Raw genomic sequence first — 13,485 nt, forward strand, 5'->3', positions numbered from 1 at the left:
GAAAATATAATAGCAAATTATTTATATACGTGATTATTTATTATGGCCGTAGTTTTAAAATAAAAAATTTCTAATCATGTTAACATGTAAGCATCGAAAATCATTAATAACGTTTTTTGATTTAGTTATCAAAACGGCGATAAAATATGAAAATTTTTTAATTGATGAACAATATAAAATCATATAAAATTAGTAACCATTTAAGCAGATAATGAGCCTCATCCATAAAGTTTATTCATTAACTATTTACCTGTTTTTAATATAAATCTGCATTTAAAAATTTTGATCATTAAAAATAACTGATATTTTATTTTTCCTGACCAGATATAATAGCATTCATTAATCTCTCATAATATCTGAAAGCGCTATTAATGCTTATTTGGAATAGAGCTCTGGATTATATGAAAATTCACATAGGACATTTTAGGGCTTATTGATAATAATTACACCACATGATTCGAAAGGAGTTGGAATAATCTATATAGGTTCTATGCCCAAGTTAGTAAATAATTATTCTTCATCACTTTCTATATCGATATAATTAAATAGTCCAACTTCTTGCAAAATGGCATCCACGCTGGAGAGTCATGCTGCCGCGTCAGCCAAAGAGTTGAACGAAAGTAATGGTCAGACCTCTGAACAGGAGGCCGAAGAGCCGGAAACAGGCTCAAGCTGATAAATCAGCATCGGCAAACACATAATCCCCATCTGTATCAAGCCCCTCACACAAAAGTTCTGTAATGCAGGGCTTTTTTAACAACAACTCCTAAGCTGCTTATATTTATAGCTTATTTTTGAAAATCAGGATTTCAATATTAGATATTCAATCTCAAATTTGTATCAACTAGATCAATCAACGATTTTGGTACACCAAAATCAGCGGCTATCTTACTCCAAGCAGAGACTTTTTCTATGGTTTCCTCAATAATCCCATTGACCATTTTTTTGGTGAACAACGGACTTAGTTTTTCCAATGAATAAAAATCTTGCCGAGTGAAGTTATCTCTTTTACCGTTTAAACTCATCCAGTGACTGTTTACCCATCTACTGTCAGGCTTATAACTGTAGGCCAAATCGTAGGCCGGTGCCAAATCCCATTTTTTGCCTTTTAATATAAACGCGAAGTTTTTAGCGTGATCATCATGATTCCTAGCAATGATATTAAAGCACATTCTTCTTAGTAGCTGTTCAGCAGCCTTAGCCGATAGTTTTAGCTGCCTGGCAACAAAGAAAAGTTCTGCGTAGGAGAAAGAACCTGGTTTTTTATAGTCAACGTGAGCAAGTCCATTTAATGTTTGAACATGGATTTTTTTATTCCCCAGACGATCAAAACGCTGTGTGATAAAGTGACGCCTGTTGCCTTCATGGAGTAATCGGCAGGGCATCATGTCTATACCGCAATCTTTTGCCATCAAATGGTATACATATTCCATCGCTCCAAAGCCTAGTGGATCACCAAAGGTTTCCTGGTTTTTGTTGTGCTCACTGACACCATCAAATTTCATAAGATAGTGAATAAAACCGTTAGGGACTTTAACTTGACCAGAACGAACCTGAGTGAAATCCTCATTAAAGGCTAGTATAGCTTTGGGTCTGGCTCCGCCAGCACTCATACCCACGGAAAGTAGTGACATCATGGCCTCGCGATCTTCCTGACCATTATTAACCAACTCAGCAGTAAAATTGCCACGAGAGTCAAGAATTTCTTGGGCAATAGAAACCAATGAATCTATTTCTACTTGTTTTGAGGAACTAAGGTTTCTCATTTTGGTTGCTGGTGCGTATTCAAGAGCCCCCATCCCTCTTTTCCCAGTATATTGAAGTCGCTGCAAAGGTGTAATGTCGTTAGGAGATTTACCTTGAGCTGCAACCCATGCATTGAGTACAGCGTTGCCAAAGTCGTCTGGTAGTGAGTCTGCAATCAATCCAGGTAGTCCTTTAAACGTGTTATAGTCCAGTTCTGGAAAACTGTAGATTTTATTTGTCAAAGGCATTTTCAACGGAGACAGTTCGATCCCTTTAGCGATAAAGTTGGGGTCGTACTGAAATAAGCCCAAATTTTTACTAGGGTCAAAACTCATCGCACCAACTTTATGCTGATTGTAAATTACGCTGATAACTTCCATTACCATTCTGGTGTATCCTCTTCAATCTTGTTTTTTCTAAGACCAGATGCTCGTTGTCGTTTTTTTCCTTGAAGTTTAGCGAGTTGGATAGGAGATATGCTTTGTTTGGGAAGAAAAAGATCTAATTGTTCGGTTAAGTTTAACGCGGCCATAATGGCAACAAAAATCTCTAATTGGACTTTACCTTTTTCAGCATTCAGTACAGTTTTTCTTGTGACGCCTAAAAGTTCAGCAATTTCAGCTTGAGTCAGATCATTATTTAGTCGAGCTTGTTTCAAGCGTTCTCCCAACTCTTCTGCAATTGCTAAAGCTGTTTTTTCATGTAACATCATAACGCTCCAAAAATGATACATTAAAACCATTAATATCTATAATGAGCAATTATAAGAACATTATATATCAATCACAACCTTATATGCTAATGTCCTATTAAAAAGACATTATAGACTTTAACAGCATTAATATCCAATATATGGAACATCATGAGATGAGTTGATATCGGTAGGAACTAAATGCACGCGTCATTGGATTAACCAAAGGAATGGTAATTGATTTGGGTAAACATAACGGGGCCGTTCTTCATCGATCAATGTCAGAGTAACAACCCAACTGTCACCGGATTCGGCGCCGCCAGCCAACGTCCTGCACTGATAGTGCCGCCGCCAATGTAACGCATCACCAGCGTTTCCCCTTCCGCTACCGCGCTGCGGGCAGTTGCAGCCACAGCGGTAGCGGCGGCTTCGGCTTTATCTTCACCACTACGGAACCATCGCTTATACCACGGTAATTTTTTATCCTGCGGTTTATCCGGTTCAGGCGGCTGTTTCTCACCTTGCGGAGGCGGTTCCGGTTTTTGCGGCGTCACCGGAGTGGGAGATGACGGCACCTGATATATCGCCATTCTGCCGAAGTTATTCGCCGGTTCAGCCTCGGTTCCGGCATCAGTACAACCTTTACCCCGTAAGCAGGATTTCGCAAATACCGGTATTGGAGGCTCTTTAGTCACAGGAGGTGCGGGCTGAACGTTTCTCGTTTCCTTCACCGGCGACGAGAAATTCTGGGCCGCCATATTCACAGGCGCTGTAGCCCGATGATTAGGCTGCTCCTGCTTCTCATAGCTGTCCATCTCCGAGTTGATAAACCTAGCCCGACAGGGGCAAGTACTCACACTGTCCAATGTGCCAGCCAGCTTGCGGCCCATGTCAAACACGTCAGATACACCACCGACAATCATGTAAGTACCGGGATGTTTGCCACAGGTAACTGTATCCCCTTCACGAGCGGTCGCCCGTCCATTAAATGTCATGGTGTGGTCACCGGTGATAATCTGTCCGCCACAGGTTGTCTTATCACCAACGAGCAAGAAATATCCTATTGCCATCTATTCACTTCTCCATTGGTTTACAGCATGGAGAGTGAAGCTAATTGAAATTATCGTCATATTATTATCACCATCAAGCTAATACACATGATCAACAATTAATCAGATTTCACTTAAAAAACATATAGGAATATTCTGAAAATTGCCGATTTTATTGCCTATGATGGGCGTAATAACTCATAATTTATAACAATTTATTTACAATAAAATAACAAACATAAGACTAAAAGGATAATAACGCGGTATGTTTGGAAAGCAGGTAAAAAGGGAGTGAACAGCTCTGTGGGATGAATAGCGCTCTACTTTACCCAGAAAACAAAAACGCTGACCATAGAGATCAGCGTTTTATCATTTATCTCATCAAATATTTATTATTGGCCAAACATCTCTCGCAACCAGCTCGGTGCTTGTTCTTGCTGTTGAACAGGTGCTGATACCGCTGTTTGCTGGCACAAGCTCTGTGGGTCATAAGTCCAAACAGGTAATGTTCGCCAACCACTGCTACTACAGCTAAAGCTGCCATCCTGATTAACCGCCATATCAACAATGCCTTCCGGTGGAATATTATTCAACATCAGCGGCGTCTGATTTTCCAGATAACGGCGATACACATTCAACGCCCCTGTAGCACCGGTCAGATTAGTCGGGTCGTTGTTATCGCGGCCAACCCACGCTATCACCACCTCTTTACCATCGATTCCGGCAAACCAGCTATCACGCAGATCATTGGTGGTACCCGTTTTACCCGCCAGATTATAACGACCAAACTTAGCGTTCAGAGAACGAGAGGTTCCATTCGCCACCACCTGCTGCATACCATACAGCGTCAAATAAGCCGCCTGAGCCGGTACAGCCCGTTCAGCCTGTGGGTAACTCTGATATATCACGGTACCATCCTCCGCGATGACAGAACGTAACGCGGAAAGCGTCGCACGGTTGCCGCCACTCGCCATTGTCTGGTATTCCTGCGCTACTTCTAAAGGTGTCAAGCTAAGAGAACCCAGTAACATGGCTGGAACCTGTTGAATCACTTCCTCCGGTACGCCAAGCCGGATCAAGGTGTTGCTGACATGATCAAGGCCAACCGCCAATCCAAGATTCACCGTAGGAATATTCAATGAATTTGCCAGCCCATCTATCAACAGGACACGCCCACGGAAACGACGGTCATAATTTCTCGGTTCCCAAACCTTGCTGTTCGGCTGTTTTACCGCAAGAGGTTCATCCGCCAGCCAGGTATTCAACCGATATTGATCCGGCTCGCTCAATGCCGCCAAATAAGTCGAAGGTTTTGCTAGTGAGCCAATCGAACGGCGCGCCATCATCGCTCGGTTAAATCCAGCATATTGAGGTTGAGAACCCCCAACCATCGCCCTGATTTCACCACTGATGCGATCGACAATCACCATCGCCCCTTCAAGGTCAGCGATTTTGCGGGTTTTTCTCAGGCTGGCAATCCCCTCTTCCACTGCGTTTTCAGCCGCATCCTGAGATACCGGGTCTAAAGTAGTGAAGATTTTTACGCCGGACAGATCATTTACTCTATCCCCCAGTCGGTCCTGCAACTCCTTACGAACTAGCTGCATAAACGCCGGTTGTGGGGTAATAACACCACCTTTCGGTTTTACTCCCAGTGGACGAGCGCTCAATAATTTATAAAGATCTTCATCAATAATTTGCTGGTTTTGTAACAGCTTGAGCACCACATTACGACGCTGGAGAGCGAGTTTAGGATTACGCCACGGATTATAGAGTGAAGCCCCTTTCACCATACCGACCAGCAACGCCTGTTGATCTAAACTCAATTCATCCACAGGACGACCAAAATAGTAGAGGCTCGCCAGCGGGAATCCTCGGATCTCCCCATCACCACTTCTGCCTAAATAAACTTCGTTCAGATACAGTTCGAGAATCCGATCTTTGCTATAGCGATAATCCATCAGCACAGCCATATAGGCTTCATTGGCTTTGCGCACCAAAGTACGTTCATTGGTCAGGAACAGGTTTCTCACCAATTGTTGCGTCAGGGTACTTCCTCCCTGCACCGTACGACCGGCAGTCAAGTTAGCCAGTGCCGCACGCCCAATGGAAAGAATACGGATACCATCATGTTGATAGAAATGGCGATCCTCCGTCGCTAGCAAGGTGTTAACCAGTAAATCCGGGAAACCAGAACGTGGCACAAATAACCGCTGCTCCCCATTGGGAGACTGCAACATAGTAATCAGCTTCGGATCAAGACGGAAGAACCCAAACTGACGCTGGTTTTCCAGATTTTCGATCCCCGCCAAACGGTTATCGCTGAACGTTAGCAGAGCGTGGATCTGCCCCTCTTTGCTGTCCGGGAAATCAAACGGACGACGTAACATTTCAATGGTTTCACCTCTGACAGAAAACTCCCCGGGACGGGTAATTTTCGTCACCTGGCGATACTGCATCCCTTCCAGCAGATGTACCATCTCTTTCTTACTGTAGTTCATGCCCGGTTCAAGATTGACCATTCGGCCATAGACCGCCGCCGGCAATTCCCAGACTTTTCCATCAATACGATCACGGATTTTGGCATCCAGATAGACACCATAAGCCGCCAGTAATACGGCAAAAATAATAAATATCTTGAATAACAACCAGAACCAACGCCACTTTTTCTTAGGTGGACGAGAATACTTTCCTTTCGTTGTCATGGGTTGATCCTCTTCATTATCGTAGTCATCATCTTCATAGCCATTATCATCATCATCCAACAGATACCGTCTCTTTAATGGCCGTTTACGGCGGGATACCAACTTTTTGCCTTTACGTCCGATTGGTTGACGATCTTCACCAGACATTCCAAAACTCTCCAAAACCGCTCAGATGCTATTAATGGGTTTTCATATTTTTTAATGAATTTATTCACCTGCAAAAACAAGGAGTAAATTCTATTACGAATACTTTTTTGTCCGCCGAGTAGGTAGCGTATTTGCCGGATCATCCGGCCATAAATGTTTTGGGTAACGCCCTTTCATCTCTTTTTGTACTTCACGATAGGACCCTTGCCAAAAAGCAGCCAGATCCTGCGTGATCTGCAATGGCCTTTGAGCCGGTGATAATAGTTCAAGCACCAGTGTTACCCGCCCTTTTGCCAGAGATGGGCTTTGCCGCTCACCATATATTTCCTGCATCCGAACAGATAATACCGGTGGTTTATCATTGAAATAACGAATTGCTATCCGACTGCCGGTCGGGACAGTGTAATAAATAGGCAGTTCATTATCCAGACACTGTTGTTGTTGCCAATCCAGCAAATTTTCCAGCACCGGCAACAAATCAATCTGTTTCAACCCTTTCAAATCATGCACACCAGTAAGGAACGGCATCAACCAATCATCAAGAGAAGCTATTAATGCATCATTATCTACTGCCGGCCACTGCATTTCAGGCAACCATTTAGCCGCACATTGGATACGGATGCACAACTGAACTGCCGCAGGTGACCAGTTCAGCTCATCTAATCCCTCACTGCGTAACCAGTTTAGCAGAGCCTGTCGTAATTGCTCATCGGAAGGTTTTGCCAATCGTTGGGCTTTTACTGTCAGGCTGCCACATTGCAGCCGTTTCCAGGCTTGCAACGTTCCTTTGTTATCATCCCATTCAACGACACTCTGCTCGCTGAATAAATTCGGTTGTTGCTGTACCAGTCGTTCAATATCCAGAGGACAAGCCAGTAAAATACGCGCATCAGGATTTTTACTGTTTTGTAATAATGAAGGAGCCACCAGCCACGATTCGCCAGATAACTTTTCTTCATCATCGATTATCGTTCCCAGACCATTCGCCAGTTGAAAACGCCCTCCCTTATCCCGATTTTTGGCTATTCTGTCAGGGAAACCTTGAGCTAATAGCATTGCAGCAAATCCACCGTCTGGCTCACCAAAGTGATCGCCCATATTCCTGGTTAACTGCTTGGCTCGCCGTAACCAATGAGCCTGTCGCTGTTCAACCCAATAAGTGATATCCGGCTGACCATCTCGGGGCGGTTCCTCCAGAATCGCAGTCAGCATAGCAGCGGTTGCCAGCATATCGGCCCCTTGTTCCAACCCTGCACATAACATCGCCGCTAAACGCGGATCACTGCCGGATTCCGCCATTTTTCTGCCTCTGGACGTTAACTGACCATTGTTATTGACTGCGCCTAACTGTAACAACAGCGACTTGGCTACCGCCAGAGCTGCCGCCGGTGGCATGTCTAGCCAATGCAATTGGGAAATATCATGACATCCCCACTGCAATAAGGAGAGCCATAAGCTACTGAGATCAGCATTCAGAATTTCTGGCTCGCTATGTTCTGCCGCTCTTTCTGCCTGTTCCTGGCTGAATAGATGCCAACAAATTCCGGCTTCCAGTCGTCCCGCTCGACCAGCCCGTTGTGTCATAGAAGCTTGACTGATGCGTTGAGTAATCAGGCGAGTCAGCCCATTTTTGGGTTCAAAACGCGTCGTGCGTTCAAGGCCGCTATCAACCACCAATCGAATACCTTCAATCGTTAAGCTGGTTTCTGCAATGTTGGTCGCCAAAACAACTTTACGGCGTCCACATGGTGAAGGCTCGATAGCTTTTTGTTGTTCAGCCAATGACAACGCACCGTATAACGGACATAAATCGGTATTCTCAGCAACTCTCCCGCTAAGAAGTCCAAATACCCGTTGAATTTCCCCACTACCCGGTAAAAACAACAGCACGGAACCTTTCTCCTGTTGGAGTAACCGCAATACAACGGTAGCGATACTCTGTTCAAAAGGTTGATGAGCAGGCAAAGGATAATAATGTCTGGTTACAGGAAAGCTTCGCCCTTGAGAAGTCATCACCGGCGCATCAGATAATAAAGCAGAGAGCCGCTGATTATCCAAGGTGGCTGACATAATCAAAATTCGCAGATCATCCCGCAAACCTGCCTGTACATCCAGTAACAACGCCAGCGCCAAATCGGCCTGCAAGCTACGCTCATGGAATTCATCCAGAATCACCAGAGAAACCCCGGTCAGCATGGGATCTTGCTGCAACATACGGGTTAAAATGCCTTCCGTTACCACTTCAAGGCGGGTGGTTGTACTCACTTTCGTTTCTGAACGCATCCGGTAACCCACAGTCTGCCCGGCATTTTCATTCAGTTGAGCTGCAAGGCGATCGGCAACGCTGCGAGCGGCAATTCGCCTTGGTTCTAACATTATAATACGCCCAGAAAAATCGGCTTTTTTCAGAATTTCCAGTGGCAAAACTGTCGATTTTCCGGCACCCGCCGGAGCATGAAGCAGGACCTGTTGTGAACCTTTCAACGCACTCAGGACAGGCTCGACGACCTCATATACAGGCAATAAAGACACAAATACTCCATACAAAGAAAGTTAACTTTCAACCGCCGGCATTGTAGCATTGCCCGCATCAATCTTATGCCATCAGTCATCAAGGAGTTTTTATGGAATTCCATCCACCCTTACAATCCGCCACGCTAATTCGTCGTTATAAACGTTTCCTGGCTGATGTCATCACACCGGAAGGCGAAACACTGACCATCCATTGTGCCAATACGGGCGCAATGACCGGCTGCGCGACACCGGGAGATACGGTTTGGTACTCCACATCTGATAATCCCAAGCGTAAATACCCCAACAGTTGGGAATTAACAGAAACACGGGATGGTCACTGGATTTGCGTTAATACGCTCAGAGCGAATGATTTAGTCGCTGAGGCCATTGCACAAAATGCCATTCCAGAATTTTCTGAATATAAAAAAATCAGTCGCGAAGTGAAATATGGCGCAGAGAACAGTCGGATAGATCTATTATTACAAGCAGAACAGCAAGTTAATTGTTATATTGAAGTGAAATCAGTGACGCTTCTTCAAGAAAATTGTGGCTATTTCCCTGATGCTGTCACGACCCGCGGACAAAAACACCTACGGGAATTGCAACACATCGCAGAACAAGGGCAAAGAGCGGTTTTGTTCTTTGCGGTTTTGCATTCCGGCATCAGACAGGTCGCGGCGGCGGCACATATTGATCATAATTATTCATCTCTTTTGGAACAAGCGCAAAATTCTGGGGTCGAAGTTATCTGTTACCAGGCCAACATGGCAGGAAAAGGGATGATTTTAGGCGATAAGTTAACTTTTGTACTAAAATAATTAATTTATCGATTCACCTAATATTTGCAGCCAGGTTGTACAAGGTGTAAAGGCATGCAACACATTTGCTTTCACACCATTGTGAAACTAATGGCAGGAACAATTGCCAACCCATGCTCCATCTGCTATTTATAGCGGCCTGTTTTTTTCCCCGCTAGGGGTTTGTTTGATAGTGCGTGTGTAGGAGAAGTATTATGCAAGAAGGGCAAAAACGTAAAACCTCGTCCTTAAGCATTCTCGCCATCGCTGGGGTAGAACCTTACCAAGAAAAGCCAGGTGAAGAATACATGAACGATGCCCAGTTGGCGCATTTCAAGCTAATTCTTGAAGCATGGCGCAATCAGCTCAGGGATGAAGTAGATCGTACTGTATCTCATATGCAAGATGAGGCAGCGAACTTCCCTGATCCAGTTGACCGTGCGGCGCAGGAAGAAGAATTCAGTCTTGAATTACGTAACCGTGATCGTGAGCGTAAATTGATTAAGAAGATCGAGAAAACCCTGAAAAAAGTCGAAGATGACGATTTCGGTTTTTGTGAATCCTGTGGCATTGAGATCGGCATCCGCCGTTTGGAAGCCCGTCCAACCGCAGATTTGTGTATTGATTGTAAAACTCTGGCCGAAATCCGTGAAAAACAGATGGCTGGCTAATTAATGGTGTTCCGAATACGGCGTCTTCATGGCGCCGTATAAACAACTCCACCGATCCCCATATGATAAAATCTGAACGTCCCCGCGCTTATAGTCCCCACTCTTATATCGGGCGTTTCGCCCCATCACCTTCTGGCGACCTGCATTTTGGTTCATTAATCACTGCCATTGGCAGTTATTTGCAAGCCCGCGCTCGTCAGGGAAAGTGGCTGATACGTATCGATGATATTGATCCGCCCAGAGAAATCCCCGGTGCTGCCGACCGTATTCTTCATGCGCTTGAGCATTACGGTTTACATTGGGATGGTGAAATTCTCTATCAATCTCAGCGCCATGAGGCTTACCGTCATATCCTTAATCAATTGCAACAACAAGGCTTAAGCTATTACTGTACCTGTACCCGTCAACGCATTCACCAGACTAATGGTTTTTATAATAGAAACTGTCGTGAATTAAATTTGCCCGTTGATCATGCAGCAATTCGATTCAAACAGCGTCATCCGATTTACGGTTTCGAAGATAAGTTGCAAGGATATCTGAACGCCGATCCGATCATGGCTGAAGAAGATTTTATTATTCACCGTCGTGATGGTTTATTTGCCTATAATTTAGTGGTTGTTATTGATGATGATTACCAAGAAGTAACCGAGGTGGTAAGAGGCGCTGATTTGATCGAACCCACCGTCCGTCAGATGGCGCTTTATCAGCAGTTAAACCTTAAAATACCTGACTATATTCATTTACCACTCGCTCTGAATAAGGATGGCAATAAACTTTCTAAACAGAATCATGCCCAGCCGATCCCATTGGATGATCCTCGGCCATTACTGATTGAGGCACTATCTTTCCTTAATCAACCTATCATAGAAAACTGGCAAGATCTTTCTCGTGATCAGTTGTTGAAAAAAGCAACAGCACATTGGGATCTGGACCGAATTCCACGACAAGGTAAAATACATAGGTAACGTGAATAAAGTTACGGTTAGTCATAACAACCATTCTCAAAAAATACACAGTAGGCTATGATTAGCCGCTGTTTTTATTTGTTTTATATGATTAGTTACTTATCGAGGTGTACCATTTTTAACCGAGTAGCAAATTTCTGCCGTAACTTATTGATCCGCGAAGGGAAAAATAACCGCGAACCACAGGCAGCCAGTGAAGGATCAGTCACCGGATCTAATCGTTCTACTCAGGAAGAGTACGTAACTCTTCACTCTAATCGCCAAAACCCTTATCAATCTTCATCCAATGTGGAAATACAAAGGAAGTTTGAACAGGAGAATCCTCATCCTGACTCATTAATATCGATAATTCCACGGGAACAACATAGTATTTCCCGCAGAGATATCAGTGAAAATGCACTGAAAGTTCTTTACCGTCTGAATAAATCCGGCTTTGAAGCCTATCTGGTTGGCGGCGGCGTCCGTGATTTATTGCTCGGCACGAAACCGAAAGATTTTGATATTGCCACCAATGCAACGCCAGAACAGGTACGTAAGCTATTTCGCAACTGCCGTCTGGTTGGGCGCCGCTTTCGCTTAGCTCATATTATGTTTGGTCAGGAAGTGATCGAAGTCGCAACATTCCGTGGCCCACATGAACAGACGAGTTCCGGCGATAAAAATCAGTCACAACAAGCACAAAGCGGCATGCTACTACGGGATAACATCTTCGGATCAATTGAAGAAGATGCTATGCGCCGCGATTTCACCATAAACAGCCTCTATTACGGCATCAATGATTTCTCTCTGCGTGATTATGCCGGTGGCCTGCATGATCTGGAAACCGGTGTTATCCGTTTGATTGGCGATCCTGAAACTCGCTATCGAGAGGATCCAGTAAGAATGCTGCGTGCGATCCGATTCGCCAGCAAACTAAATATGACCATCAGCGAAGATACCGCCGAACCGATTTCTCGTTTGGCTTTTCTGCTGAGTAATATTCCACCAGCCCGCCTGTTTGAAGAATCGCTAAAACTTTTACAAACCGGTCAAGGCTACAGCACTTATCAACTTCTGCGCGAGTACCGCTTATTTCAACCACTTTTTCCATTAGTTCAACGCTATTTCACCGAAAATAACGACTCGCCAATGGAACGTATGGTCAATCAGGTTTTGAAGAATACTGATTTCCGGTTACAGAACGATAAACGGGTTAATCCGGCGTTTTTGTTCGCCGCGATGCTCTGGTATCCACTGGTTGAACATGCGGAAAAACTGTCCCAAGAAGGCGGCCTGGCTTACTACGACGCTTTTGCATTGGCTATGAATGATATTCTGGATGAGCAATGCCACTCGATTGCTATTCCTAAACGCCTGACAACCATCATGCGTGATATCTGGCAATTACAGTTACGTCTGCCACGTCGTCACGGTAAACGGGCAAATAAGTTGATGGAGAACCCGAAATTTCGTGCTGCCTATGATTTACTGGAACTCAGGGCCAATGTCGAAAACCGCAATGAGCTAAAAGAACTTGCCCATTGGTGGGGAGAGTTTCAGCAAGTCAATGCATCACAGCAACGGAGTATGATTTCCGACCTGGGTAGTGAGATTGTCCGTCGTCGCACACGACCGCGCCGTCACTATAAACAAAGACTGAGCAGGAACGGCTGATAATTATGGCTCGTGTTTATATCGCTGTTGGTAGCAATCTGACGGAACCTATGCAGCAAGTAAAAAATGCACTTGCTGCATTAAGGGATTTACCAGAAACAGAATTTATTGCCTGTTCCTCACTGTATCGTACTAAACCGATGGGGCCGCAAAATCAACCTGATTTTCTGAATGTAGCAGTCGCGCTGGAAACTTCGCTAACACCAGAAGAATTACTCAATCACACTCAGGCGATTGAACTGGCTCAAGGGCGAGTAAGAAAAGATGAACGCTGGGGGCCAAGAACACTTGATCTGGATATCATGCTATTTGGTGATCAGGTGATTAATACTGAACGCTTGACAGTGCCTCACTACGGATTAAAACAGCGCGAATTTATGCTCTACCCGTTAGCTGAAATTGCCCCCGATCTTATATTTCCTGACGGGGAAGCTTTATCTGAAAGACTAAAACATATTCCAGAAAACGGCCTGGCGCTCTGGCTGCAACCGCAGTCCTCTGATTCTAATCACTACATATAAGGATCTCAGTTCAGTCCGTGGCCGAT

9 protein-coding genes and 1 pseudogene are annotated in these 13,485 nt (G+C 44.6%); 5 read left to right on the plus strand and 5 right to left on the minus strand.

Annotation, left to right across the window (positions count from 1 at the left end):
* Positions 1 to 815 precede the first annotated feature (815 nt).
* The 5 genes and pseudogenes from Phpb_RS06330 to hrpB form a co-directional block, all read right to left on the minus strand.
* Complete coding sequence (locus tag Phpb_RS06330; RefSeq protein ID WP_065389626.1) at positions 816 to 2,132, minus strand: type II toxin-antitoxin system HipA family toxin; 1,317 nt, start codon at positions 2,130 to 2,132, stop codon at positions 816 to 818.
* On the minus strand, positions 2,126 to 2,458 hold the full coding sequence (locus tag Phpb_RS06335) for a helix-turn-helix transcriptional regulator (protein WP_455430679.1): 333 nt from the start codon (positions 2,456 to 2,458) through the stop codon (positions 2,126 to 2,128). Before Phpb_RS06335 ends, Phpb_RS06330 begins: the two co-directional genes overlap by 7 nt.
* A gap of 266 nt (positions 2,459 to 2,724) precedes the next feature.
* A pseudogene (locus tag Phpb_RS06340) lies at positions 2,725 to 3,507 on the minus strand (PAAR domain-containing protein); the annotation flags it as partial.
* Positions 3,508 to 3,878: 371 nt separating this feature from the next.
* Positions 3,879 to 6,338, minus strand: coding sequence for a bifunctional glycosyl transferase/transpeptidase (gene mrcB, locus Phpb_RS06345; protein WP_065389627.1), 2,460 nt, complete (start codon positions 6,336 to 6,338; stop codon positions 3,879 to 3,881).
* A gap of 93 nt (positions 6,339 to 6,431) precedes the next feature.
* Positions 6,432 to 8,870, minus strand: coding sequence for an ATP-dependent helicase HrpB (hrpB, locus tag Phpb_RS06350; protein WP_205634742.1), 2,439 nt, complete (start codon positions 8,868 to 8,870; stop codon positions 6,432 to 6,434).
* Positions 8,871 to 8,962: 92 nt separating this feature from the next.
* Here hrpB and sfsA point away from each other — a divergent pair, with 92 nt between their 5' ends.
* The 5 genes from sfsA to folK all read left to right on the plus strand — a co-directional run bounded on the left by sfsA (position 8,963) and on the right by folK (position 13,459).
* Entirely contained in the window at positions 8,963 to 9,670 is a 708-nt protein-coding gene (gene sfsA, locus Phpb_RS06355) for a DNA/RNA nuclease SfsA (protein ID WP_065389629.1), read from the plus strand.
* Between the two features lie 194 nt (positions 9,671 to 9,864).
* A complete protein-coding gene (gene dksA / locus Phpb_RS06360) occupies positions 9,865 to 10,320 on the plus strand; it encodes an RNA polymerase-binding protein DksA (protein ID WP_011145244.1) in 456 nt (151 codons plus the stop codon).
* 62 nt (positions 10,321 to 10,382) lie between these two features.
* On the plus strand, positions 10,383 to 11,285 hold the full coding sequence (gene gluQRS / locus Phpb_RS06365) for a tRNA glutamyl-Q(34) synthetase GluQRS (protein WP_065389630.1): 903 nt from the start codon (positions 10,383 to 10,385) through the stop codon (positions 11,283 to 11,285).
* Positions 11,286 to 11,372: 87 nt separating this feature from the next.
* The gene (pcnB, locus tag Phpb_RS06370; RefSeq protein ID WP_065389648.1) at positions 11,373 to 12,938 is read left to right on the plus strand and encodes a polynucleotide adenylyltransferase PcnB; all 1,566 of its coding nucleotides are present in this window, start codon (positions 11,373 to 11,375) and stop codon (positions 12,936 to 12,938) included.
* Positions 12,939 to 12,943: 5 nt separating this feature from the next.
* Positions 12,944 to 13,459 carry a 2-amino-4-hydroxy-6-hydroxymethyldihydropteridine diphosphokinase gene (gene folK / locus Phpb_RS06375; protein ID WP_065389631.1) on the plus strand — a complete coding sequence of 172 codons (516 nt, stop codon included), beginning with the start codon at positions 12,944 to 12,946 and terminating at the stop codon, positions 13,457 to 13,459.
* Positions 13,460 to 13,485: the final 26 nt, after the last annotated feature.

Source organism: Photorhabdus namnaonensis (assembly GCF_001684335.1).
GTDB lineage: Bacteria > Pseudomonadota > Gammaproteobacteria > Enterobacterales > Enterobacteriaceae > Photorhabdus > Photorhabdus namnaonensis.

Bases quoted from the DNA above. Each gene is read 5' to 3' on its own strand.
- Phpb_RS06335 (WP_455430679.1), bottom strand. From the start codon at position 2,458: ATGATGTTACATGAAAAAACAGCTTTAGCAATTGCAGAAGAGTTGGGA.
- dksA (WP_011145244.1), top strand. From the start codon at position 9,865: ATGCAAGAAGGGCAAAAACGTAAAACCTCGTCCTTAAGCATTCTCGCC.
- mrcB (WP_065389627.1), bottom strand. From the start codon at position 6,338: ATGTCTGGTGAAGATCGTCAACCAATCGGACGTAAAGGCAAAAAGTTG.
- folK (WP_065389631.1), top strand. From the start codon at position 12,944: ATGGCTCGTGTTTATATCGCTGTTGGTAGCAATCTGACGGAACCTATG.
- Phpb_RS06330 (WP_065389626.1), bottom strand. From the start codon at position 2,132: ATGGTAATGGAAGTTATCAGCGTAATTTACAATCAGCATAAAGTTGGT.
- sfsA (WP_065389629.1), top strand. From the start codon at position 8,963: ATGGAATTCCATCCACCCTTACAATCCGCCACGCTAATTCGTCGTTAT.
- gluQRS (WP_065389630.1), top strand. From the start codon at position 10,383: ATGATAAAATCTGAACGTCCCCGCGCTTATAGTCCCCACTCTTATATC.
- pcnB (WP_065389648.1), top strand. From the start codon at position 11,373: ATGATTAGTTACTTATCGAGGTGTACCATTTTTAACCGAGTAGCAAAT.